General features: G+C 31.6%; 29 protein-coding genes. 27 read left to right on the forward strand and 2 right to left on the reverse strand.

Going from position 1 to position 25642, the window contains the following annotated elements:
• Positions 1–4 precede the first annotated feature (4 nt).
• Together SCHRY_RS00365 and SCHRY_RS00370 are read left to right on the forward strand one after the other, a co-directional pair.
• A complete protein-coding gene (locus tag SCHRY_RS00365; RefSeq protein ID WP_016338486.1) occupies positions 5–1411 on the forward strand; it encodes a glycoside hydrolase family 1 protein in 1407 nt (468 codons plus the stop codon).
• A 7-nt stretch (positions 1412–1418) separates the two neighbouring features.
• Positions 1419–2033, forward strand: a complete 615-nt coding sequence (locus tag SCHRY_RS00370; RefSeq protein ID WP_016338487.1) for a hypothetical protein — start codon at positions 1419–1421, stop codon at positions 2031–2033.
• Positions 2034–2043: 10 nt separating this feature from the next.
• Here SCHRY_RS00370 and SCHRY_RS00375 read toward each other — a convergent pair whose 3' ends face one another.
• Complete coding sequence (locus tag SCHRY_RS00375) at positions 2044–2241, reverse strand: hypothetical protein (protein ID WP_016338488.1); 198 nt, start codon at positions 2239–2241, stop codon at positions 2044–2046.
• Between the two features lie 209 nt (positions 2242–2450).
• Between SCHRY_RS00375 and SCHRY_RS00380 the strand changes: the two genes are divergently transcribed.
• A complete protein-coding gene (locus SCHRY_RS00380) occupies positions 2451–2750 on the forward strand; it encodes a PTS sugar transporter subunit IIB (RefSeq protein ID WP_016338489.1) in 300 nt (99 codons plus the stop codon).
• A gap of 26 nt (positions 2751–2776) precedes the next feature.
• Complete coding sequence (locus SCHRY_RS00385; RefSeq protein WP_016338490.1) at positions 2777–4828, forward strand: PTS sugar transporter subunit IIC; 2052 nt, start codon at positions 2777–2779, stop codon at positions 4826–4828.
• A 74-nt stretch (positions 4829–4902) separates the two neighbouring features.
• Here SCHRY_RS00385 and SCHRY_RS00390 read toward each other — a convergent pair whose 3' ends face one another.
• Positions 4903–5100, reverse strand: a complete 198-nt coding sequence (locus SCHRY_RS00390) for a hypothetical protein (protein ID WP_016338491.1) — start codon at positions 5098–5100, stop codon at positions 4903–4905.
• A 58-nt stretch (positions 5101–5158) separates the two neighbouring features.
• On the opposite strand from SCHRY_RS00390, the gene SCHRY_RS00395 reads away from it, so the two are divergent.
• The 23 genes from SCHRY_RS00395 (at position 5159) to SCHRY_RS00505 (ending at position 25621) form a co-directional block, all read left to right on the forward strand.
• Positions 5159–6649 (forward strand): glycoside hydrolase family 1 protein, encoded by a 1491-nt coding sequence (locus tag SCHRY_RS00395; protein ID WP_016338492.1) that lies wholly within the window; start codon positions 5159–5161, stop codon positions 6647–6649.
• Between the two features lie 13 nt (positions 6650–6662).
• Complete coding sequence (locus tag SCHRY_RS00400) at positions 6663–7715, forward strand: Gfo/Idh/MocA family protein (protein ID WP_016338493.1); 1053 nt, start codon at positions 6663–6665, stop codon at positions 7713–7715.
• Positions 7708–8661 (forward strand): ROK family protein, encoded by a 954-nt coding sequence (locus SCHRY_RS00405; RefSeq protein ID WP_016338494.1) that lies wholly within the window; start codon positions 7708–7710, stop codon positions 8659–8661. Before SCHRY_RS00400 ends, SCHRY_RS00405 begins: the two co-directional genes overlap by 8 nt.
• Before the next feature lie 22 nt (positions 8662–8683).
• Positions 8684–9016 (forward strand): PTS lactose/cellobiose transporter subunit IIA, encoded by a 333-nt coding sequence (locus tag SCHRY_RS00410; protein WP_016338495.1) that lies wholly within the window; start codon positions 8684–8686, stop codon positions 9014–9016.
• Between the two features lie 12 nt (positions 9017–9028).
• The gene (locus tag SCHRY_RS00415; RefSeq protein ID WP_016338496.1) at positions 9029–10147 is read left to right on the forward strand and encodes a DUF871 domain-containing protein; all 1119 of its coding nucleotides are present in this window, start codon (positions 9029–9031) and stop codon (positions 10145–10147) included.
• A gap of 76 nt (positions 10148–10223) precedes the next feature.
• Positions 10224–10847: a uracil phosphoribosyltransferase gene (gene upp / locus SCHRY_RS00420; RefSeq protein WP_016338497.1), complete on the forward strand. Its 624-nt coding sequence runs from the start codon at positions 10224–10226 to the stop codon at positions 10845–10847.
• Positions 10848–10911: 64 nt separating this feature from the next.
• A complete protein-coding gene (locus tag SCHRY_RS00425; RefSeq protein ID WP_144060278.1) occupies positions 10912–11271 on the forward strand; it encodes an MG406 family protein in 360 nt (119 codons plus the stop codon).
• Positions 11264–12082, forward strand: a complete 819-nt coding sequence (locus tag SCHRY_RS00430; protein ID WP_016338498.1) for a F0F1 ATP synthase subunit A — start codon at positions 11264–11266, stop codon at positions 12080–12082. Before SCHRY_RS00425 ends, SCHRY_RS00430 begins: the two co-directional genes overlap by 8 nt.
• Positions 12083–12131: 49 nt before the next feature.
• A complete protein-coding gene (atpE, locus tag SCHRY_RS00435; RefSeq protein WP_016338499.1) occupies positions 12132–12419 on the forward strand; it encodes an ATP synthase F0 subunit C in 288 nt (95 codons plus the stop codon).
• Between the two features lie 64 nt (positions 12420–12483).
• Positions 12484–13005 carry a F0F1 ATP synthase subunit B gene (gene atpF / locus SCHRY_RS00440; RefSeq protein WP_236607992.1) on the forward strand — a complete coding sequence of 174 codons (522 nt, stop codon included), beginning with the start codon at positions 12484–12486 and terminating at the stop codon, positions 13003–13005.
• A 4-nt stretch (positions 13006–13009) separates the two neighbouring features.
• Entirely contained in the window at positions 13010–13555 is a 546-nt protein-coding gene (locus SCHRY_RS00445) for a F0F1 ATP synthase subunit delta (RefSeq protein WP_016338501.1), read from the forward strand.
• Between the two features lie 16 nt (positions 13556–13571).
• Positions 13572–15146 (forward strand): F0F1 ATP synthase subunit alpha, encoded by a 1575-nt coding sequence (gene atpA / locus SCHRY_RS00450; protein ID WP_016338502.1) that lies wholly within the window; start codon positions 13572–13574, stop codon positions 15144–15146.
• Positions 15147–15169: 23 nt separating this feature from the next.
• Positions 15170–16024: an ATP synthase F1 subunit gamma gene (gene atpG / locus SCHRY_RS00455; protein WP_016338503.1), complete on the forward strand. Its 855-nt coding sequence runs from the start codon at positions 15170–15172 to the stop codon at positions 16022–16024.
• A 15-nt stretch (positions 16025–16039) separates the two neighbouring features.
• Positions 16040–17437: a F0F1 ATP synthase subunit beta gene (gene atpD, locus SCHRY_RS00460; protein WP_016338504.1), complete on the forward strand. Its 1398-nt coding sequence runs from the start codon at positions 16040–16042 to the stop codon at positions 17435–17437.
• 6 nt (positions 17438–17443) lie between these two features.
• A complete protein-coding gene (locus tag SCHRY_RS00465; RefSeq protein WP_016338505.1) occupies positions 17444–17707 on the forward strand; it encodes a F0F1 ATP synthase subunit epsilon in 264 nt (87 codons plus the stop codon).
• Positions 17708–17804: 97 nt separating this feature from the next.
• Positions 17805–18644: a Cof-type HAD-IIB family hydrolase gene (locus SCHRY_RS00470; protein WP_016338506.1), complete on the forward strand. Its 840-nt coding sequence runs from the start codon at positions 17805–17807 to the stop codon at positions 18642–18644.
• Entirely contained in the window at positions 18644–19492 is an 849-nt protein-coding gene (locus tag SCHRY_RS00475; RefSeq protein ID WP_016338507.1) for a Cof-type HAD-IIB family hydrolase, read from the forward strand. The genes SCHRY_RS00470 and SCHRY_RS00475 overlap by 1 nt, the downstream gene beginning before the upstream one ends.
• Before the next feature lie 79 nt (positions 19493–19571).
• Positions 19572–20639 carry an alanine racemase gene (locus SCHRY_RS00480; protein WP_016338508.1) on the forward strand — a complete coding sequence of 356 codons (1068 nt, stop codon included), beginning with the start codon at positions 19572–19574 and terminating at the stop codon, positions 20637–20639.
• 101 nt (positions 20640–20740) lie between these two features.
• The gene (gene secG, locus SCHRY_RS00485; protein WP_016338509.1) at positions 20741–21043 is read left to right on the forward strand and encodes a preprotein translocase subunit SecG; all 303 of its coding nucleotides are present in this window, start codon (positions 20741–20743) and stop codon (positions 21041–21043) included.
• 68 nt (positions 21044–21111) lie between these two features.
• Positions 21112–23229 carry a ribonuclease R gene (gene rnr / locus SCHRY_RS00490; protein ID WP_016338510.1) on the forward strand — a complete coding sequence of 706 codons (2118 nt, stop codon included), beginning with the start codon at positions 21112–21114 and terminating at the stop codon, positions 23227–23229.
• Positions 23230–23244: 15 nt separating this feature from the next.
• Entirely contained in the window at positions 23245–23694 is a 450-nt protein-coding gene (smpB, locus tag SCHRY_RS00495) for an SsrA-binding protein SmpB (RefSeq protein ID WP_016338511.1), read from the forward strand.
• Between the two features lie 84 nt (positions 23695–23778).
• A complete protein-coding gene (locus SCHRY_RS00500) occupies positions 23779–24534 on the forward strand; it encodes a hypothetical protein (protein WP_016338512.1) in 756 nt (251 codons plus the stop codon).
• A gap of 85 nt (positions 24535–24619) precedes the next feature.
• Positions 24620–25621 (forward strand): alcohol dehydrogenase catalytic domain-containing protein, encoded by a 1002-nt coding sequence (locus tag SCHRY_RS00505; protein ID WP_016338513.1) that lies wholly within the window; start codon positions 24620–24622, stop codon positions 25619–25621.
• The last annotated feature ends 21 nt before the right edge of the window (positions 25622–25642 follow it).

Here is a 25642-nt window from a genome sequence, read left to right on the forward strand (position 1 = left end):
TATTATGCTTAAATTTGATTTTAAAAAAAATTTTTTATGGGGTAGTGCTTTTTCAGGACCCCAAACAGAAGGTGCTTTTTTTGAAGACGGTAAATCATCATCAAACTGAGATTATTGATTTAAAAAAGAAAAATACCGCTTCTTTAATGAGCAGCCATGTCGTAATGATTTTTATCATCGCTATGAAGAAGATATTTTGATTGCGAAAAAACTAAACTTTAATTCGCTACGCACATCAATTCAATGAAGTCGCTTAATTCCTGATGGGAAAACAATTAACCCCAAAGGGATAGAATTTTACAATAATGTTATTAATACAATGCTTGCAAACAACATTAAACCAATTATTAATTTATTTCATTTTGATATGCCAACATGAGCACAAGAAGTTGGAGGTTGGTTATCATTAGCGGTTGTTGATGCTTTTACATTTTTTGCCAAAACATGTTTTGAATTATTTGGTGATCGCGTTGAAATGTTTACAACTTTTAATGAACCAATTGTTGTTGTGGAAGGAAGTTATTGATATGACTGACATATTCCAAATGAAATTAGTATGCAAGATGGGATGCAAGCGCAATGAAATCTTTTAATTGCCCACTTACGAGCAGTAAAAGCTTATCGTGAACTAAAATTAGGGGGACAAATTGGGTGTTTGTTAAATATTTCTCCATCAATTCCTCGTAGTAAAAATCCAGCTGACCAAGAAGCAGCTTATTATCATGATTTATTTACGTTAAATTGTTTTTTAGACCCTATGGTTAAGAATACTTATCCTGAAGATTTAATTAAGTTAGCAAAAAAACATAATTTTATGTGAACAATCAATTCGGGTGATGAAGATTTAATTGCTAATGAAACTTTACGGGTTGATTTTCTAGGATTAAATTATTATCAACCTGCCCGAGTTAAATGTTTAGACTATCTTCCTAATTTTGCAAATGGGGCAATTACCCCACATTACTTTTATCAACCATATGATATGCCAGGGCGAAAAATTAATCCTTACCGGGGATGAGAAATTTTTCCAAAAGGAATTTATTTAGCCCTAATGAATTTAAAAAATAATTACAATAATATTCCTGTTTACATTTCCGAAAATGGGATGGGAGTTGAAAATGAAGAACGCTTTATTAAAGATGGTGTTATTGATGATCAATACCGAATTAATTTTGTTAAAGAACACTTAGCTTGAATGCAAAAAGCAATTAGTGAAGGGGCAAATTGTTTTGGCTATCATACCTGAGCTTATATTGATAATTGATCATGAATGAATGCCTATAAAAATCGTTATGGATTTGTCCAATTAGATTTAAATAATAATGGCCAACGGGTATTAAAAAAATCAGCTGAGTTTATCCAGACAACAATTGTTAATCAAGCAATTGATTATGATGAAGAATTAATTTAGTAAGCATATGAAAATAACTGATCCTACACAAATTGCTAACTTACAACAAGAATATCAGGAAAAATATCAGCAGTTTAATGCCCCAAAATATAATTCCAAGTTAAGTGAATCATCGCGGATTTTAAAGATTATTCGGGTTAAAAAATTTAAAACACCTTTAGAACAAACATTCGAAACTTTATTAACGATGTTAGCAACAGATATGCACGCTAATTTAAAGTATCAAGATTTGTCAGATGATTCTTTTTATCGCGCGGGGGGAAAAGACCAAAAAAGAATTATGCATTTAGGGCATTTTCGCGAAAATAATGAAGTTATGTTAGAATGATTTACATCAGAGGCCTGAATTACTAAAACATTTAAATTTCAGGGGAAAAGTAAGAGTCGAAAAACAAAACTAGTTTATTTTGTTATTATAAAAAGCCTAAAAGCAAAAGCCGGTTATTTAGAACAAATTATGCGTAATAATTATATCAAAGCCGAAAATATCCGCTTTGATATTCAAATGTGAGAATTAATGCGTAAACTAGGGCTATTAGATTGTATTACTGAAGAAAAATATCATTATCAGTTAAGCAAAATGCAATTACGGTTATCAAAGGTTAGAACTTTTAGTAAATAAAAGTTCTTTTTTATTGAAAAAGATAAAACGATAAAATAATAATAATTATCACAATGACCGTACAAATAATCGCGCTAATTAAAAGAATTAGTTTTTTTGAATTTAAATAACGGTGAAAGTTTTTTTCAATTGTTCGAATTGTAATTCAAATTAAACAAAAAATTACAACCGGAATTAAGGCAAAATAGATAAAAAATGATGGCATCATATTAATCCTTTCTGCAGAGTAATAATAGTTATTTTAAGTATATCATTATTCCCAAAAGACTAGGAAAATTCTTACCAAAAAAAGATATTTTTCCATTTTTTGGTAAATATTAGAATATTAATTGAAATTAGCTTAATTATCTTGTAGAATATTTCTATAAAATAGCATTTTTTTGGCAATTTTATATAAATTTTAAAGTGAGGAATATTATGAAAAAGAAAATATTATTAGTTTGTTCAGCAGGTATGAGTACATCAATTTTAGTTAAAAAGATGACTGATGCTGCGCAGTTGATGAATATTAATGTTGAAATTGAAGCCAAAGCAATGGCTGAAGCTCAACAAGTTTTAAAAGACTGAGATGTTATTTTATTAGGACCACAAGTGAAGTTTCTTGAAGCAAATCTAAAAACAATGACTGACAAACCAGTTGCAGTCATTGCTGCTAATATTTATGCTCTAGGGAAAGGAAAAGAAGCCTTAGAGTTAGCCTTGAGTTTAATTAAATAAATTACAGGAAGGAATAAGTTATAGACATGGATAATGAAAAAGGAAAGTTTAAAGCCCAAAAAGAACATAAACTGTCAAAAGGCTTTAAAACATGGTGAGATAATAAAGCACTACCAGTAATGTCAAAACTTGGTAATCAACGCCATTTATCAGCAATTCGTGATTCATTTGGAACAATGATTCCGTTAATTATCGCTGGGGGATTAGGATTATTAATAGATGCCATTATTTTTGGTGGGGCTGGATCAGGAAAAATCTCATTGTTAGGTTTATTTGCTCGTGCTGCTGGATATGCATGAGATGATATTGGACCTTTATTTAATAATTTAGAAACTAGTTGAGGGAAAGCGTCGCAAATTGGGGCATTAGCTTTTGGCCAAATCCAAATTGCCACAATTGGGGCGATGTCATTGTATTTTGCCTTTTTACTAGGGTATTTTCTAGCTTTATCACGTAATTATAAAAATCCAACAATTGCTGGATTAGCATCATTTGCTGGTTTTATTATTGCAAGTATGGGCCAAGTTTCATTCTTTATGGATGCAAAAGGTTTATTTGCTGCTTTAGTGATTGGAATCGTTACAACGGAGTTATTTGTTTGATTTGGTAATATGAAAAAACTAGAAATTAAATTACCAGATGGTGTCCCCCCCGCAGTTGGGAAATCATTTGCCGTCTTTTTACCAATGACATTTACATTAGGGATTGTGGCTGTGTTAAACATTATTGTTTTAGCCCCAGCAATCGCTCGCCCTGATTGAGGATGAGAGATCGAATCTTGAAACACCTTAGTTTCAAATAAAAACTTATGATCATCAGCAATTGGTGATAATGTTAAATTAAAAACATTTGCCGACTTTTTATACCAAACATATCATCTAGAGTTATTTGCTCGTGATATAACTGGTGCTTGAGACTTTAGTCAAACCGGAGCAGATTGAGCTGGAATTTTTGGAACAGCAACAATTAGTCAAATTGAAAGTTTGATGAATACTGGTTTTGGATTAGGTAATGAAGCAGTAATGAAAGAATGATTTAATAACTTAACAACAGCAATGAGTGGGAAAGGAACTAATGCTTTTGGGCAATTTTTATTATCATTAAATGGCCAAACAATTGCTGGTAATAAAGGAATTGATTCAATTGTTGCTAATTTCTTCTTCTCAACAAATGCAAATGGGGAAGCCTTCCTAACTGTTGCTGAACGATATGCTACAGTTCCAATTGGTAGTTCATCCTTTGGAATTGGAGCCGCAATTTATCGATTCTTTACTTCATGATTTATTGGTTTTGCAACTGGGAATGGGGGATTAGGATTAGCTGTTGCTTATGCCTTCTTTATCTCATTCTTCTGATTCTTTGGAATCCATGGTTCAAATATTATGGGAGCCATTTTTGAACCAATTTGATGAATGATTATGGGAGTTAATACAGCCTTGATTTCATCAGGATTACCAGCAAGAACTAATTTAAATGATCAATTAGGAATCTTTGGGAAACCATTCTTTGATATTTATATGAATATTGGTGGTTCAGGAGCAACATTAGGATTATTAATTATGGTGTTAGTATTATCAAAACGCCGTGAATTAAAAGAAGTTTCAAAATATGCCCTTCCCGCGGGATGTTTTAATATTAATGAACCAGTTATCTTTGGTTTCCCAATCGTTTTAAACCCAACTTATTTTGCACCATTTATTTTATCACCATTATTAGCAATGTTAATTGGGTGATTAGCAACAGGACCAATGCATATTGTTAATGTTGTTTATGTCACTGTTCCATGGACAACACCTTGAATTATTGGAGCGGTTTTAGCAACCGTTGATCCAATGGCCATTCTCGTCGCCTTAATTTGTTTTGTGGTTGCCACAGCAGTTTGAATTCCATTTATTCTTTTGGATAATTCGCTTTACTTCCGTAAATTACAAAAAACAAATCCTGCCGAATATGAAGAAGAAATGCGTTATTTAAAAGATAAAGCATATCGTAATTCTGTTAAAGAAAAAGCAAAAGCTGAAAAGGCCGCTGCGAAAGCTGAATTAAAAACTCTTCATGAGGCAAAAAAACAAAAATAAGGATCAATAAAAAAATTACCTTATGTTAAGTTAATGTTAACGTAAGGTAATTTTTAATAATATATTAAGTGGGGCTAAAAAACGGTTAAAGCAACAATGATTAGAACTGTAAAAGTGGTAAAACCAACTGCTGAACTAACGATTAATGCTAAACGATGCCAGGGTGCAAAACGTTGTAAAACCTTGTCACGGAAACGGACAATTGTTCATACAACAAAAGGAATTAAGAAAAAAATAACGGCAATTGTTATAATTATTGTTTGTGTTGTCATTTCTTCACCTACCATTTTTATAATTATAGCAAAATAGATAACAAAGGGAGGAATTTCGATGAAATTAGATAAAGATTTTATTTTTGGTGCTTCAACAAATGCCTTTCAAATTGAAGGAGCTCGAAATCTAGGGGGGCGAACAGATTCAATTTGAGATGAATTTACAAAACGATGTTTTCATATTCCCCCAGCTGGGAAAAATGACCGCGAAATTAACTCAATTGCTATTAGTGCTGATTTTTATCACAAATATCAAACTGATATTCGGATTATGAAACGGTTGGGATTAAATGGATTAGTTTATAATATTGACTGAACAAGAATCTTTTCAAAAAATAGTCAAGAAGTTAATTGAGAAGGAATTAAGTTTTATGATAATGTTTTTGCAACATTACGAGCAAATAATATTAAGCCAATCCCAATTTTATTTCACTGGGATACGCCAATGTGAGCTGAACTACAAGGGGGATTTGAAAACCGCGCAATTTTGGAATGATTTCAAGGCTATGTTGCAACTGTCTTTAAATACTTAGGAAAATATACAGATGTTTGATTTGTTAATGATGAAAATTCAACTTTTACCCTTGATGGCTATTTGAGCGATTATTTACCGCCAGGTAAAAATAGTAAAGAAGGTTTTGCCCGCGCAATTCACCATTTGAATCTTTGCACAGCTTTGACAAAAATCGAATTTGAAAAAGCAAAAGTAGCGGGAAATGTTAGCGCTCAAGCCTTATTAGGAATTGACCATGATTGATCACCAGGAATTCCATATCGTATCGAAGATGAAAAGGCCTGCCAAGAATATAACCTTTGGTTTAAGAATTTTTTTCTTGATCCAAATTTAAAGGGAACTTATCCTCCAGTATTTCAGCAGTGATTAGCAATGCAAGGATTAAGCGATATTATTCAATCAGGGGACATGGAGCTATTAAAAAATAATTGTGTAGATTTAATCGGTTGAAATTATTATCGTCCAGCTTATATTTCTCGTGATGATTATCAAGAAAAACAAGGGGAAATGCAAATTACCAGTAAAACATTTTTTGTTAAAGGTTTTAAACAAGTCTTTCCAAAAGAAAATGTCCGCTATACAAGTTGAAATTGAATTATTGATCCGACAATGTTAGGACCAGGAGCACAAGCGTTATGAGCGGAATATCAAAAGCCGTTGATGATTGTGGAAAATGGTTTAGGAGCCTTTGATGATAAAAGTGGGGAATTAATCTTAGATTATAACCGGGCCGAATATCTAAGTTTACATTTTGCGGAAGTAAAAAAAGCAATTGCCCAAGGAGTTAAATTCATTGGCTATTCATTATGAACCTACTGTGATATTTTTTCCCCAAGTGGAGGTTATCGCAAAGATTATGGTTTAGTAGCAGTTGATTTTAATAGCCCGAATAAAACCAGAATGCCAAAGTTATCTTATGTGTGATATCAAAGGTTAATTAATAGTGGAGGTGAAAATCTCGCCCACGATGATCATGATACATTACAACAATTATTAAAAGATGAGTTATCAACATGAGACTTTTGGTATCAGTAAGGAGTCAAAGAAAATGCGAATAGTATGTATTGGCGCTGGGCGAATTGTCAAATGATTTTGTGAAGATTTAGCCTTTAGTAAATATCGTGATAAAATTAAATTGTATGGAATTTACAATCGAACGAAGCAGAAAGCAGAAATTTATCAAGAAAATTATCAGTTTGAAATTGTTTATGAAGATTTAACAGCAGTAATTGCTGATAAAAATAATTATGATTTAGTATATGTTGGAACTAGTGATGAGACGCATTATCAAATCGCGAAATTATTACTGTCCGCTCAAATTCCAGTTTTTTGTGAAAAACCCTTAGCCTTAAGTTATCATGAAGCCCAAGAGTTATATCAAATTGCCCAAGACCAGCAAGTACTGTTATTTGATGGAATAAAAACTGGGTTTTCCCCAGCTTATCAAGCAATGAAAGCTGATATTCAGGCGGGGTTAATTGGCAAAGTACAATATTTGCGGGCTAGTCATGCCAAAATTTCAACAAGTGGACAGATCCCTAATCCTCAAAGCAATGATCAAAACTTTGCTGGCTTACATCTTGCTGGGGGAGTTTATGCTTTATTTATTGGCCTTGATATTTTAGGCCCAATTAAAACAACGATGCACCTAAATAATTCTTATCCAAATCACCCAGCAATTTCAACTTCTGTTTTAACAAACCGACATCAAAATAATGGTATTTCAACAATTATTGCGAGTGATAGTTTAACAAGTGATTTATCAGCAGAAATTCTCGGAACAAAGGGTTACATTAAATTGGGTGGTAATTTAGCAAAATATAATCAAGATTATCGGAAAGATTCTTGCCATATGGCTTATACTTACCAAGTATATGATACTAATGGCAACATTCTAAAAAATGTAGATCTACCTTTAACAACAAAAGGGGAAGGGCTTTTTTTAGAAATTGATCATCTATATGAATTATGAATAAACAAGCAATTAGCATCCCCAATTGTACCCCCAACAATTTCGCTAGCGATAATAGAGATTTTAGCAAAAACAAATAATACAAATGATTATGAAGTAGTTGCTATTAAAGGAGGAAAAAGTGAATAAAATTTTAGTAATTGATTTAGGAGGAACATCTGCGAAATGTGCTGTTTTTGCTGATAATAAAGCAATGTTGTTAGAATTTAAAGTTAAGACCGAAATTACAAATATTTTACCTAATTTAAAAGCAGTAATTAGTGAACAATTAACTGGGAATGGGATGCTTTGAACTGAAATTAGCGCGATTGGTTTTGCCTTACCAGGTTTTTTAGATGATAAAACTGGTGTTGTAACATTAGCTAGCAATTTGGGGTGAAAAGACTTTCCGATTCGCCAAGAAGCGGAGGCTCTTTTCCAAAAACAAATTTTTATTATTAACGATGCTAATGCCGCAGCGTTAGGAGAATTTTGAAATAAAACAGATCAAACAATTCATTCTTTAGCATTATATACGTTAGGGACAGGAATTGGTGGGGGCTTGATTCTAAATGACCAACTCTGAACAGGAGCAACTGGTTATGCAGGAGAATTTGGTCATGGGGGCAATTTCCAAAATGAATTTCCGTGTAGTTGTGGCTTAGAACATTGCATTGAACCACTTTCTTCGGCAACAGGATTAACAAAGTTAATTAATCGTAAAGCAAGGACTGAACCAAATAGTTCGTTGGGAAAATTAGCCCACCGTCTCCGTCATTCATTAGGATTAGGGAATATTAAATCCTTGTTAGAAAACCATGACCAAGAAACTATTGCTGTCCTGGAAAAAGGTCTGGAACCATTGGCCCAGCATATTGCTACTTTGATTTATGTTATTAACCCCGCTTTAATTATTCTAGCAGGTGGGGTGACAAATTTAGGGCCAGAATTGTTAACAATTATTACTAATTTGGTCCATCGTGTAACAGGAAAATTTTTATGAAAAACCTTTGATCTTAAAATCTCAGCTTTACAAGATAAAGCGGGAATGTATGGGGCAGCATATTTTGCCTTTAAAAATTTAAATTTATTGTAAAATGATATTAAGGAGTAAGAAAATGGAAAAATTAAATTTTGAAGAAATCTCATTTGGGATTATTACATATGCAGGAATGGCAAAATCAAATGCCTTAATTGCCATTACAAAAGCAAAAACAGGAGGTATTATTGAAGCTGAAAAACTAATTACTGAAGCAGAACAGCATATTATTGAAGCCGAAAAAACACATATGAATGTTATTCAACAAGAGGCCCAAGGAGTCAAACATCAAATCCCGGTCTTATTTATGCACGCAGAAGATCAAATGATGAGTGCCCAAATGGTAATTGAATTGGCAAAAGAATTTATTAGTTTATACCAAATTTTAAAAACAAAAAATTTACTTGATTAAGGAGGAAGCAAAATGGCAATTGGAGTTAGTATCTATCCCCATTTATTAATAGGGAAAGAAAAAGAATTAGAACAATATTTAGTAAAATGTGCCAACGGAGGGATCCAAATTATTTTTACAACAATGATTAACTTTAAAAAAGATAATTTAGAGTTAATTACGTTGTTTAAAAAAATGACCAACAGGGCCAAAAAATTAGGGATAATGGTTTATGGCGATATTAATGGCGAAGTTTATCAAGAATTTGGATTGGATAAAAATAATCGTGAGCAATTAATGCGTTTTTTCAAAGATGAACTAGGTTTAACTGGTTTGCGTTTTGATGATGGAATTGATGGGGTTGGAATTGCTAAACTATCAAATAATCCCGATCAGTTTAAAATTATTTTAAATGCTGCGTCCCCTTCACTTGAATTAGAGTATTTAATTTCATTAGGAGCAAATAAAGATAATCTGCTTTCTTGTTGAAACTTTTACCCGCAACGCTATACAGGGGCTGGGGTGGATTACTTTTTAGACAACCTTGATTATATTAAAAATAATGGGGTTAAAGTCCAAGCGTTTGTTGCTTTACAACGCGATGATGCCCAAGGGCCATGAATTCACAATGATAAATTGCCAACGTTGGAACTTCATCGCGATGAAAGTTTAAACTTCCAAATTCGTCATTTAAATGCGCTTGGTGTTGACGATATTATTGTTTCAACCCAATTTTTAAATGACGAAGAATTTAAAGAACTTAAAAATCTCAATTTAACAAAAGTATACTTTAATTTACTGCCTAATCAGAATTTGACTTTAGCAGAGTTAGAAATTTTAAATGACCATACAGTCCACTTTGTTCGCCCCGATTTAGCCGAATTTGTGATTCGTAGTACTTTTTCACGATTAAAATACCAAGGGGTTAATATTATTGCTCAGAACGAACAACCGCAGTATTTTGAACCAGGAGATGTTTTAATTTTAAACGATAAAGCCCAAAATTATACGGGGGAATTACAAATTGTTTTAAAACAAATTAAGAATGATGGAATCCGTAATTTAGTTGGGAAACTATCACCAGTGGAAGGATATCTAATTGAAACACTAGAACCAAATCAAGAGTTTGCGTTTAACCTTTTAGATAATTAAGTTAATTTTAAAAAAGATTTGATATTGCTAGGGCAAATGTGTTAAAATCTAATAAATTTGAAGGAGTTAGAAGATAATGGCATTTACAGTAATTAAGCATCCATTAATTTTGGATAAGTTGACAAGAATGAGAAAAAAAGATAGTAATTCAAAAGTTTTTAAAGAAAACTTAGATGAAATTGCCCAATTAATGGCCTATGAGATTTTTCAAACAATTGAGTTAAAAGAATTTGAAATTGAAACACCAGTTGCTGTGACAAAAGGTTATAAAATTGCGAAAGATATTGTCTTATTTCCGATTTTACGTGCTGGTTTAGGAATGGTTGATGGAATTGTTAAATTAGTTCCAAATGCTAAAATCGGTCATATTGGCTTATACCGTGATGAAACTACATTAGAACCTCATGAGTATTTTGCGAAAAAACCACAGAATATTAAAGAAGCTACTGTATTAGTTCTTGACCCAATGTTAGCAACTGGGGGTAGTGCAAATATGGCAATTGATAAAGTCAAAGAATGAGGGGCAACAAATATTAAACTAGTTTGTTTAGTAGCTGCTCCAGAAGGAAAAGAAAATGTTGAAAAACATCATCCCGATATTGATATTTATGTTGCAGCGTTAGATGAAAAATTAGACAGTAAAGGTTATATTATTCCTGGGTTGGGTGATGCTGGAGATCGTATTTTTGGAACAAAATAAAATTTCTAATTGAAAAAATCGCTTTAAAGGTGTAGAATGTAAAATGTCATTGATAAGTATCATAATGCTCTTCGGGGCATTAATTGTTTTGACAATTTTATATTTTAGCGTTGATATCAGTTGAAATATTTATACTGGCTTAGGGTTAGGATATTTGTTTTCTCTTATAGGTTTCTTAATCATTTTATGATCATGATGATTGTTAAGTATAAGTTTAAATAAGTTCCTCTTTGTCTTGCTATATTTTTTTCGAATCTTTATCTATTTAATTCCAATTGTTATTTTTGTAAAAGCGCCAAATTCTTTTAGCATTATTACCTTAGCAATTGGTTTAGTAATTTATCCACTATCAGCGTTATTGGTAAATATTAAATTGCCTCTAAAACGTCGTAAAGTAAGAAAGGAAGTGGCAAATTGTGAATAATAAGAGTTTTATACTTGCCAACTTAATTCCCGATGAAACGCAAAGCGGGATGGGGGCATGAAGTTATACTATTTTATTACCACAATTAATTACAATTGTTATTACAACTTTTATTATCATGATGCTTTCAATTGGTTACTATAAGCGCTTAAAAAGACTAGGTCCAACCGATGTACCTGGGGGTCTAGTTTTGTTTGCCGAAATATCAATCAAATGAGTTGAACAACAAGTTGTTGAATTAATGGGGCCAAAATATAAATCATTAACAATTTATGTAATGTACTTATTGTTATATATTGGAATTGGAAACTTAATGTCAGTTGTAGGCTTTGAGTCAATTGCAACAGCCTATACCGTACCATTATCAATGGGGTTAGTTACTTTTATTGGGATTTATTACTTTGGGATTAAATACCATAAAATTGTTTTCTTTAAAAAATATATTGTTAATCCCCTTGAATTATTAACGCAGTTTGTGCCATTGATCTCAATTTCATTCCGTTTATTTGGGAATCTTTTAGGAGGATCAATCATTATGGCCTTATTTTCTTCGTTAATGGGCTTTATTTGAGGACAAATTCCTTATATTGGTCCAGTTGATTTATTATCAGGAGTTACCTTACCATTTTTAAGTTTGTATTTTGATATTTTTGATGGAATTATTCAAGCCTATATTTTTGCCATCTTAACAATTTCCTACTGAGCGTTAGAGATCAAAGAAGAAGGCAATAAAAGTAGTGAGGAGCGGGTGGTTGCCGTCAAGCGCAAGCCACTTAGTAAAAAAGAATTAAAAATTGCTCAAAAAGCATAAAAAAGTATTAAAATATTTTTATAGATTAAAAGAAAAAGGAGAAAGAAAAATGTTTGAATTAATGTCAAATTTTGTAGGAATGTTAATGTTTGCTGAAATGACAGGAGATATTACCAAAGGACTAGCATACTTAGGATCAGGAATTGCAGCGATTGGTTGTTTAGGGGCCGGAATTGGGCAAGGATATACTGGGGGAAAAGCAGTTGAAGCTGTTTCACGTAACCCAGAAGTTGAAGGGAAAGTTCGTACCTTATTTATTGTTGCTGCGGCGATTTCAGAATCAGGAGCAATTTATGCGTTAGTTATTTCAATTATTTTAGCTTTCGTTGTTGCTTAAGCACACCTTGTAACAAAAGAGATTATTTATTAATTTAGAAGAAAGAGGTTGAGGGGATATGTTAATGTTATTGTCAAGTACAGTTAATCCAGCGGAAATTATTAATCAGTTATTTCCTAATTTATGGGTTTTTATTGCCCATATTATTGCGACAATAATTTTATTAATTTTATTGTCAAAATGAGTTTACAACCCATTTCGTAAAGCAATGCGTGCTCGTCGTCAAAAAATTCAAGAAATGATTACGGATGCTGCTGATAAACAAACAAAGGCAACAATTAAAGAAAAAACAGCCCTTGAAATGTTAACAACAGCAAAAGTTGACGCTTCTTCAATTATTTCAGAAGCTCGTGCTGAAGCGGAAGCCAAAAAACATAATCTCTTAGATGAAACAAAAAAAGAAATTGTGCATTTGAATGAACAAGCACGAAAAGAATTAGCAAAAGAAAAAGAGCAATATCAAGATGATATTCGTAAAGCAATTATTAATACAGCGTTTGATGCGGCGCAGCATCTGTTAGAAAAAGAAATTAACAAGGAAAAACATCAAAAAATTATTGAAGATTTTATTGATAATTTAAACTAAGATTATGAAAATTAGTGAACGATTTATTTATAATTATGCCGCCGCCTTGATGAATATTGCTAGTGAAGATGATAAAGTAAAACACTATTTAGCAGTATCAAATTTAATAGTTGAAATATTAAAAAAATATCCAATTTATATCAAAATTATCAGTAACGTTGATATTCCAAAGCAAGAACGCAAAGATGTTTTGAAAGAAGCATTTGGGAAAGTAATTGACGTTAAGATTTTGCATGCCCTTTATTTACTAATTGATCGCGAAGCTTTTAGCGTGGTTCGACCAATTTTTAAACAATTAAGAAAATTAATTAATTTAAAAAATGATGTTCGCTATGGAAAGGTTTTCTCAGCATTACCATTATCGGATGAACAAATTGAAATAATTGAGGCAAAAATTAGTCAAAAGTTTGGTTATCATATTGAATTAGTTAATAAGATTGATAAAAAAATTATTGCGGGAATTAAAATTAAGGTTAAAGATGAAATTATTGATGGTTCAATTGCTGGGCAATTAGAAGCAATGCGCGCTAAAACTTTGAATAATAAATAGAAATTGGGGGAACATGATGAGTTTAAAAATAAATGAAATTTCCGAAATTATTAAAAAACAAATTGAGGAATATGGTAAAAAAATTGAAATTCATGAAGAAGGATCTGTTGTTTCAATTGGGGACGGAATTGCCTTACTAGAAGGTTTAGATAACGCAATGATGGGAGAATTACTAATTTTTCCGCATAATGTCTATGGAATGGTCTTAAATTTAGAAGACGGCGCTGTTGGTGCTGTTTTAATGGGAGATGATTGAAAAGTAAAAGAAGGGGATCGTGTTCGTCGTTCACAAAAAGTTGTTGAAACACCAGTTGGGGATGCTTTATTAGGGCGAGTTGTTAATGCCTTAGGACAACCAATTGATGGGAAAGGACCATTAAAAGCAACAAAAACTCGTCCAGTTGAACGAATTGCCCCAGGGGTTATGACTCGTCAATCAGTTACAGAACCAATGGAAACAGGAATTATTGTGATTGATGCGATGATTCCAATTGGAAAAGGACAACGGGAATTAATTATTGGAGACCGCCAAACCGGAAAAACAGCCATTGCAATTGATACAATTTTGAACCAAAAAGGGAAAAATGTTAAATGTATTTATGTTGCAATTGGACAAAAAGCTTCAACAATTGTTCAGTTAGTTGAAAAATTACGAGCTGCCGGCGCAATGGATTATACAACAATTGTTTCCGCGACAGCAAGTGAACTATCACCATTACAATATTTAGCTCCTTATACGGGAGTTACAATTGGAGAAGAATGAATGGAAGCTGGGGAAGATGTTTTGATTATTTATGATGATTTATCAAAACATGCCGTAGCTTACCGAACAATGGCCTTATTATTGCACCGTCCACCAGGACGTGAAGCTTATCCTGGGGATGTTTTCTATTTACATAGTCGTTTATTGGAACGTGCAGCGCGGTTAAATAAAGACCATGGTGGGGGAAGTATTACAGCCTTACCAATTGTTGAAACACAAGCGGGTGATATTTCAGCATATATTCCGACAAATGTTATTTCAATTACCGATGGTCAAATCTTCTTAAATTCTGATCAATTTAATATGGGGAATCGTCCAGCTGTTGATGCGGGGTTATCAGTGTCACGGGTTGGTTCATCAGCACAAATTAAAGCAATGAAGCAAGTTTCGGGGTCATTAAAATTGGAATTAGCACAATATCGTGAGCTACAAGCTTTTGCGCAATTTTCTTCTGATTTAGATGAAGGAACAAAAGCAATTTTGGAACATGGAAAACGGGTAATTGAGATTTTAAAACAAAAACAATATAGTCCATTATCACAAATTGATCAAATTATTATTTTATTAGCTGTTAATAAAAAGCGAATTGACTGAATCCCAGTTAATAGTATTGCCGAGTTTAAGGATAGCTTAATTGAACATTTTCAAGGACCAGCAAAAAAATATTATGAGCAATTAGCAACAGTAAAAACTTTTGATGATAAATTAATGGATGAAGTTGACCATGAAATTATTAAAGTTGTTAAAAAAATTACAAGTAAAATCCCAGATTATAATCCAGAACATTATGGTAGTTTGGGTGAATGAAAAAAATTAATTAGTAAATAAATCGTTAGCAAGGAGGCAACAGGATGGCTGTCGGAAGTAGTTTAAAAAAAGAAATTGTTTCAATTAAGCAAATTGCCAAGATTACTAAAGCAATGAAATTAGTGGCAACAGCAAAATTAAAAAAAGCCGGAAAAAGAATTTCGACATCAAAACCCTATTTTGCTGAATTGTATACAATTTTTCATGACATTATTAGTCAAACAGATAGTTCAATTTACCAAGAAAAGAGTGGGGAATTAAAAGGCCAACGAATTTGTTGAGTTATTGTTAATTCAAACTTAGGATTATGTGGGGGTTATAATGTTAATATTAATAAATTGGTGTTAAAGGAACTTAAGCAAGGAGATTATATTATTGCAATTGGAACGAAAGCGGTTTCGTTTTATGAGAATCATAATTTCAAAGTTGAAAAAATTTATGATGATATTGATATTAATTTCACCTATGATGAAGCGCGTAATTTTGCAATGGAAATCTTATCACAATTTAATCAAGGAACCTTTAATTGTATTAAAATAGCTTATACAAAATTTATTAATAATGTTACTTTTGAACCAACAATTCTGCAATTATTACCAATTGTCAAAAAACCGCTTGGGGAAAATACAAAAGAACGGGTATTAACCGAATTTGAACCAGATCCCGAAACAATTTTAGATAATGCTGTGCCGATGTATTTAAATGCAATCTTTTTTTCAACAATTGTTGAATCACAAGTTTCAGAACAAGCCTCACGGCGCATGGCAATGGAAAATGCAACCAATAATGCTCATGATATGTTAGATAATTTATCATTAGAATATAATCGAAAACGCCAAGCAGCAATTACTCAAGAAATTTCGGAAATTATTGCCGGAGCTAATGCACAAGAAAGTTAAGAAGAGGGAAGAAAAATGGATAATAAAAACGGGAAAGTAGTACAAGTCTTAGGACCAGTTGTCGATGTTCACTTTAGTGAAGAATATTTACCAAAATTATATAATGCCATTGAATTAGATAATCATGGCGAAAAATTAGTCTTAGAAGTTGTTCAACATATTGGTGATGATATTGTCCGTACAATTGCGTTAGGACCAACAGAAGGATTAGTACGGGGGTTAGAAGTAAAAGATACAAAAGCGCCAATTACTGTCCCAGTTGGAGAAGAAGTATTGGGAAGAATGTTTAATGTTCTTGGTGATCCAATTGATGAAAAACCAGCACCAAAAACGAAATTAACTCGCCCAATTCACCGTTTGGCCCCAACATATGAAGAACAAGAACCTCTAGCAGGTATTCTAGAAACTGGAATTAAAGTTGTTGACTTATTAGTTCCATTTGCAAAAGGGGGTAAAATCGGATTATTTGGAGGAGCTGGAGTTGGAAAGACAGTTTTAGTTCAAGAGTTAATTAATAACGTGGCAAAAGCGCACGGAGGAATTTCTGTTTTTGCGGGAGTTGGAGAACGAACAAGAGAAGGAAATGATTTATACTACGAAATGATTGAAGCAGGTGTTATTGATAAAACAGCTTTAGTCTTTGGGCAAATGAATGAAACTCCAGGGGCTCGTATGCGAGTTGCCTTGACTGGTTTAACAATTGCGGAGTATTTCCGTGATGATAAAAATCAAGATGTTCTATTATTTATTGACAACATTTTCCGTTTTACCCAAGCGGGATCAGAAGTATCAGCCTTATTAGGGCGAATGCCTTCAGCGGTTGGGTATCAACCAACATTAGCAACGGAAATGGGAGCATTACAAGAACGAATTACGTCAACAAAAAAAGGAAGTATTACTTCAGTTCAAGCCGTTTATGTTCCTGCTGATGACTTAACAGATCCAGCGCCAGCAACAACGTTTACGCACTTAGATGCTAAGGTTGTTCTAGACCGGGAAATTGCAGCGTTAGGAATTTATCCTGCTGTTGATCCATTAGGAAGTTCGTCACGATTACTTGATCCATTAGTAATTGGGGATGAACATTATGATATTGCCCGTGGTGTACAAACAATTTTACAAAAATTCAAAGAATTACAATCAATTATTGCCATTCTAGGGATGGATGAATTAAGTGATGAAGATAAATTAGCAGTTGCTCGCGCACGGAAAATTCGGAACTTCTTATCACAACCTTTCCATGTTGCTGAGAAGTTTTCAGGGAAACCAGGGAAGTATGTTCCTGTTGCTGAAACAATTCGTGGGTTTAAAGAAATTTTAGAGGGAAAATACGATGATCTTCCTGAGCAAGCCTTTTTATATGTTGGAACAATTGAAGAAGTTATTAAACAAGCAGAAAGTATGAAAAAATAATTTGTAATGAATAAAAAAATAACTTTGAAAATTACAACCCCACAAGGAATTATTGTCGATGAACCAGTTGATATTGTTACAGTTCGTATCTTAACAGGTTATATTGGGATTTTATATGGTCATATTCCTTTGGTTTCAACAATTGTCCCATCAGAAATGCATTATAAAATTGATAATAAAGAATTTCGCTTAAATATTTCGGGAGGAATTTTACAAGTTGAAAAAGAACAAGTAAAAATCCTTGCCGATGAAGTTAGTTTGATTAAATAGAGTCTTGCAAAAAGACTTTTTTTATTGGAAAAAAGATGTTAAGTTTGGTTAAAACAAGTTAAAATAAAAGAAAAGAAATAGAAATGAGGATTATAAAATGATAAAAATGGTAATTTGTGATATTGATGGAACCTTAATTCGCAACACAGATAAAGAAATTCCGGGGGCTAATATTACGGCGTTAAAAAAACTACAAGAAAAAGGAATTTTAGTAACTTTAGCAACCGGAAGAGTTCCAGGAGCATTACGAAAATATGCACAAGAATTAAGTATTACAAAAAATATTAATTATGTGATTGGTGCTAACGGGGGTGCAGTTTATAATATTGCTAATAATACTTTTGCCTATGATGAAAAAGCAAGCATGGAAGATACCAAATGAGCAATGGAACTGGTGAAAAAATTAGGAACTGATTTTTACTTAGCTCCAATTGCTGAAAATTTAGCCTTTGTTTCTAGCCAATATGTTTTAGACAATAATTTATTTTATTTTGATTATAAATTTTTAACAGCAAAAATTCTTGATTGAAATAATATTCCCCAAATGCGCAAAGTTGTTGTGGCAACAAGTGATCAAGCAAAGCAAAATTGATTACGCCAGCAAGTGGGAGTTAGTGAAACATTACGAACTGAAAAAACAGGATATGGTTATATTGAAATAATTCCAAAAAATGTTAATAAGTGAGAAGGGATTGTGCGCCTACTAGAAATTTTGCGGGAAGAAGAAGGGATTGATATTGAAACAGATGAAATTCTTTGTTTTGGCGATCAAATGAATGATTATGAAATGATTAAAAATGCAAAATATGGTGTGGCATTAAGCAATGCGACTCCTGAATTAAAAGAAGTGGCTTGAAAAGTGACAGCTTTAGATAATAATAATGCTGGAATTGCGGATTTCTTAGAAAAAGAAATTTTTCCACACTTAGGGGAATAATGCAATTAAAGATTAACGAACATTCAATTAAGGTTATTGTGACAGATATTGATGGAACGCTGTTAACAGATCAGCGAACAGTTCTACCAGCAACAAGCACAATCCTGAAAGACCTTCAAGCCAAAGGTTATTTTGTCTCAATTGCCTCAGGAAGAATGCCAATGGGATTTAATGAATATAGTGAATTAATTGAAATTAAAAAATATGGGGGCTATGTGATTGGTGCTAATGGGGCAATTATTTATAATTTAAAAAAAGACAAAACTATTAAAAGTATTTTAATCCCAAAAAAAGCCATCAAAGTTGTTACCAATATTTTATTAGCTAATAATTGTAATTTCAATTTGCTTTATCATCGATCAAAAGCAATTTATTTTAGTGACAAAGATTACTTTAATAGTAAATTAACTCCGGGGGCTTTTTTAGATGGCGCCAAACGTGCGGTATTATTTAAACCGCGGCGCTATCGTGTTGGTTATAAGATTGTAATGTATGCACCAAGTCAAAAGGTTTTTGATAAAGTGCTAGTATTACTTGGTCAAATTGAGGCAATTAAAGTTGAAAAATTATCAGCAACTAGTTGTGATATTGTAAGTTGTCATGTTAGTAAAAGTGAAGGAATTGTTAATTTATTAACAGTTTTAAATAAAAAATATCGTTTAAAATTAACAAAAAATAATGTTCTTTATTTTGGTGATAATTATAATGATTTATCAGTTTTTAAAACCTTCCCTTATGCGATTGCGATGGAAAATTCTCCTCCAGAAGTCATAAAATTAGCATATGCTGTAACAAGTAGTAATAATGATGGGGGCATTAGTGACTATTTAACGAAAATGATAAAATAATTTTTAAATTTAATTTATTGTATAATTAGAAAAATATCACTTTAGATTAAAATAGTAATGTTGAGAGAGGGAAAAAAGAATGTATCCAAAAATAACTGTTAATCAAAAAAATATTGTTAGTAATTTAAAAAAATTACAGTATGAGTGTCAAAGTCGTAATCTTGATTTAGTTGGGGTTGTAAAGTTAGTGGCAGGTAATTTAGATGTTATTAATTTTTTAGTTAATAATGATTTGAATTATTTAGGCGATTCGCGAATTGTTAATTTAAAGAAAATGGTAAATATTAATGCCAAAAAAATGTTGCTAAGGATTCCAATGCATAGTGAAGTTGATGATGTTATTCAATATTCAAATATTTGTTTAATTTCTGAATTATCAACATTAGAATTATTAGAACAAGCAGCAAAACAGCAGAATAAAAATTATGAGGTAATTTTAATGATTGAATTGGGTGATATTCGCGAAGGAATTTGAGATTTAGCGGTTATTAATCAAACAGTAGCAAGAGTAAGCCAATTTGAAAAAGTTAAATTAGTTGGATTAGGAACTAATTTTGCTTGCTTTGGAGCAACAGTCCCAGAATTAAGTAAACTGCAAAAATTAGATGAACTACGAAAAACATTAGAAGAACAATTTAAAATTAAATTGCCAATTATTAGTTGTGGGAATTCTTCGCATATTTCAATTTGAGATGATTTAAAAATGCCAAAAGGGATTAACCAAATTCGTATTGGCTCAGCATTATTATGTGGTATAGGATTAAATGATGAACCATTGCCATTTTTACAACAAAATAATTTTAAATTACAAGCTGAAATTATTGAATTACAACAAAAACCAAGTGCTAGCTGAGGGAAAAAAGGTTTGAATGCTTTTGGGGAAGAAATTCAGTTTGAAGATATAGGGATTCGTAAAAAGGCTATTATTGCTTTAGGGCGTCAGGATGTTGGTTTTGAACACTTAGTGCCGATTGATAAAAGCATTCAAGTTATTGGTCAATCAAGTGATCATACTATTCTTGATTTAACAAATTGTAATAGTGACTTAAAAGTTGGTGATATTGTTGAATTTGATTTAGATTATTTAGCAATTTTGAGTTGCTTTACAAGTGATTATGTCACAAAAGAAATTATTAATCAAGATTAAAGGATTCTTAATAGTTTCGGAAAAGTTTCGTGATTTAGTATTTTTTATTTAAAATTTATAGTAATATTATTATAGTATTTGATAAAGAAAGGATAATTACAATGAATTTTAGTACTCAAATGTTCCTAGCCGTTGCTGATCGTGAAGTTGCCAATATTACAATCTATGTCTTTGAAATTATTGCTTTAATTATTTCAATTATAATGATTGTAATTGGATTATTGCAAAATAAAAAAGCCCAAACAGGTCTTAGCGCCTTAAATGGGGGTAATGATGAATTATTTGCTAACACAAAAGAAAGAGGGCTAGATCGAACACTGTCAATTTTTATGTTAAGCTTTGGAATTTCTTTATTTGTAGTTACCTTAATTATTGCGCTACTAACGCATATTTTATTAAAATAAGTTGAAAGAATATTTGCAAAGAGATTACCTAGTCTCTTTTTTACTTTGCGGGAGGGCGCTGGCTAAAAATGAAAGAAAAAATTATTACCGTTTTAAAAGAACAAAAGAAAGCTTTAAGTTCAATTGAGATTGCACAGATTTTACAATTAAATAATATTGATGATACAAAAATGTTATTAAAAACATTAGTTGAGATGGAGAATGAACATCTTATTTTAGTTAATAATAATAACAGTTTTTCTTATTTAGACCCGCAAATATATTTGACAGGTGTTGTTTTAATTAATAAAAAAGGTTTTGGTTTTGTACGGATTAATAATCAACAAGAAGAATATTATGTTGGCCAAAAAGATTTAAAAGATGCTTTAGATAATGATGAAGTTATTTTTCGTTTAAAAAAGAATAATAACCTTGATAAAAGTAAAAAAATTGAGGCAGAAATTGTTAAAGTAATTAAGCGAAAAACAGAATATGTTGTTGGGGTGATTCGTAAAAATAAAGAAAACCATCAGACCTTAGAAATTTTAAATGTTAAATTACAACAATATTGTGGTCTAATTACTAATCCTGAACAATATTCGGAAAATGAAATTGTCAAAGGGTTTATTACTAATTTTAATCCAAAAAAAAATATTATTGAGGTTAAAGTAACAGAAATTATTGGAAATTTAAATCAGCCAGGAGTTGATATTTTAGCTGTTCTTTATGAATTTAATATTAAAACGCATTTTGAACCACAAGTATTAGAAGAAGCTAATCATGTTGCAAGTTTTCTAGCTGCTCCAGAAGAATTAACTCGTCGTCGTGATTTAACCAAAGATATTATTGTTACAATTGATGGTGATGATGCGAAAGACCTAGATGATGCTATTAGCGTTATTAAAACCGCAAATAATACTTATGTCTTAAAAGTAGCAATTGCTGATGTTGCCCATTATGTTAAAGAAAATAAAATGCTGGACCAAGAGGCTTTAAGCCGTGGTTGCTCAGTTTATTTAATTGATCGAGTTGTCCCAATGCTGCCAGAAAAATTAAGTAACGGGGTTTGTTCATTAAATCCTAATGAAATTAGATTAGTAATGTGTTGCGAAATGGAAATTTCACGAGAAGGGAAAGTTTTAAATTCGGAAATTTATGAAGGGTATATTAAAACAAAAGCTCGTTTAACTTATAATAATGTTAATAAGTTTTTTAATGATCAACCAGGAGAAATTAGTTCGGAAGTGCAAGAGATGCTAAAAATGGCACGCGAATTATACCAAGTTTTAGCCCGTCGAAAACATAGCGATGGAGCGCTTGATTTTGATTTAGATGAACCAAAATTTATTACAAATCAAAGTGGTAAAATTGAGGCGATTGTTCCCCGTGAACGTGGTGAGGCTGAAAAGTTAATTGAAAGTTTTATGATTCGGGCAAATGAAACAGTAGCGGAAACAATTTTTTGAATGGATTTACCATTTATTTATCGTGTCCATCAACAGCCAAAAGAAAAAAAACTACGGGACTTATATGAACAATTATCATTATTAGGTTTAAATATTAAAGGAAAATTGGAAAATATTCATGCAAAGGATATTCAGACAATTCTCGAAAAATTAAAGAACTATGATAATTTTAAAGTTTTATCTGCCCTATTTTTAAGAAGTATGGAGAAGGCACGTTATAGTCCAGTTAACGATGGCCACTTTGGACTAGCCTCAACTTGTTATACTCATTTTACCTCTCCAATTCGCCGTTATCCCGATTTACTAGTTCACCGCTTATTAAAACAATATTTATTACACAATCAAGTTGGGGTAAAGATTCTTGAAGATACACGTAAAACTGTTAGTTTTGCAAGTGAACAATCAACAATTTGTGAGCAAAAAGCGATGGATTGTGAACGCGAAGTGAATAAGATGAAAGAAGCTGAATATATGGAGGATAAAATTGGTAATCATTATTGGGGGATTATTTCGGGGGTTACCGGGTTTGGAATCTTTGTTGAATTGGAAAATACAATTGAAGGGTTAGTTCATATTCGTGATTTAAAAGGAGATTATTATCATTTTGATGAAAGAACTTTAAAGTTAATTGGTGAACATACTCGGAAAGAATATTTTTTGGGGCAAAAATTAAAGATTAAAGTTAAAAATGCTAATAAAAAATTACGCCAAATTGATTTTGAACTAGTACGTGGAAAATAAAAGGAGGGAATTAAGATGCATATTATTACTATCAATAAAAAAGCTCGTTTTAATTATGAAATCTTTGAAACATTTGAAGCTGGTATTGTTTTAACAGGTAGTGAAATTAAATCAATTCGTAATAATGAAGTATCAATTAATGAAGCCTTTGTTATTCTTAAAAAAAATGAAGCATATATCATTAATATGATTATTGCAAAATATAAATTCACTACTGCTTATGTCCCTGATACTGATCGCACCCGTAAATTATTATTGCATCGTCGTGAAATTAAAAAGATTATGCAAAAAGTAAAATTAGAAAAACTAACTATTATCCCATTGAAATTATATTTTAAACATAATTATGTCAAAGTTGAAATTGGTTTAGCTCGTGGGAAAAAATTATATGATAAACGCGAAGCAATTAAAGAACGTGATAATGAACGCTATCGTTTACAACAAAATAAAACGCGGGCACGATAATTCTTTAATAATTATAAATAAAGGATTTATTTAACCTTCGTAATATAGTATAATATATAAGAGAAGTTTTAGGAGATAGTCTTAATGCATTGGAATCCAGATCAAACAATAGAAATTTTAAAAGAATATGTTTATAGTAAAGATAAATTAGATGAGTATCGCAACCGGGTAGCATTATCTAATATTGAATTACCATCTTTTTATGTTCGTGAAAATCCAGAGCAATCATTTTCTTCAATTGTTGTTCGTTTAATTAATTGCAAAGAGTTAAAAAAGTTTTATAATCAGCCAGAAGATGCGTGAATTTTTGAAAGTATCGATGAAATTATTACTAATGCTTTGCAAGAATCAGATAAATTAGTTGGGTTTAAACGTCATCAAGATATTTATTTAGCTTTATATAGTGATGAAGGACAATTAGATTATTTAATTGATATGATCAGTTACATTAATACAACGATTAAAATTATTAACTACAGTTTATATGAAAAGTATAATGCCGCAAAGGAAATTAAAATTGCAATAGGGGCAGCAAATGATCCTTCAATTGAAATGATTGAAGAATTAGAAGAAGAATTTTTAGTACCCTTTGACCAAACCAATAAAACTGATTGTGTTTTAGTGGCTGAAAACTATGCCGCCGAAGTTGTGATGTTTAATAATTTAGCATTTTGTACTGATGCCTGAGTATTTAAAAATATTTCTTTTGAAAAGCAAGAACAAATTCGCAAAAATGCTCGCCAGTATTTTAGTATTAAAATGCCCCGCCAAAAATTATTTTCTGATTTAATTGATTTAGAAATAAAAGAAAAAATTGAGAAAGGAACATTAACTTTTTAACAAATGTTAATTTCCTTTTTTTCTTTTGCTAATTTATGCTATGATAAAAGCACAAATTATTAAATGAAAGGAAAGTTTTAAAAAAATGAAAGCATTAGTTTATCGCAAAAAAGGGGAAATTGAATGAGCAGAATTTGCTAACCCAGAGATTATTAATCCGACCGATATTATTGTTAAAGTAGAAGGATTTACTTTTTCACATGCTGATTATCGTCCATATCTTGGTGAAGATGATAGTGTTAAAGCAAATACAATTATGGGTCACGAAGCAGTTGGTGTTATTAGTGCCGTTGGAACAGCTGTTACAACATTAAAAATTGGTGATCGTGTTGCTGTTGGATGTATTATTCATTGTAATAATTGTTCTGACTGTGCTAACCAAAATTATGCTAATTGTCAAAACGGGGGTTTTATTTTAGGAACATCAGAAAATGGAACACATGCTGAATATGTTCGCGTCCCATATGGGGAAAATAGTGTTATTAAAATCCCAACTAATTTGGCATTAGAAGATGTTGTAATGCTAAGTGATGTTTTACCAACCGCGTATGAAAATGTTATTAAAAAAGTTGATTTTGCAAAAATTAAAACAGCAGCAATAATTGGAGATGGTCCAATTGGACTATCAACATTCTTATTTTTGATAAATAACAGAGTTAAAGTTGATATTTATGGCCACCACCAAGTAAAATTAGATTTTTTTAAAGCAAATGGGGCTTATGAAACTTTTACAACAATAGACAAAACTAATCAGAAAAAATATGATTTAGTTGTTGAATGTGTTGGCAATGATCGGGGAACATTTGAAGCAGCGCAACAACTATTAGGATTTAATGGGACATTAGTTACAATTGGTGTTTTTAAAAACCCAGTTACATTTTTCCTTAATGAATTATGATATCAAAATATTACAATTCATACGGGAATTTTAAATGTCTATACTTTACCAGAGTTATTAGCTAAAATTGAAAACCAAGAAATTGCCCCCCACAAAATTGTGAGTCAGATTTATGATAAGGATGAGGTTCTAACTGCCTACCATGCTTTTAAAAATAAAGATTTATTTAAAATAGTTGTTAAATTATAATTTAACAACTATTTTATTGTT

This window comes from Spiroplasma chrysopicola DF-1, from assembly GCF_000400935.1.
Lineage (GTDB): Bacteria > Bacillota_I > Bacilli_A > Mycoplasmatales > Mycoplasmataceae > Spiroplasma > Spiroplasma chrysopicola.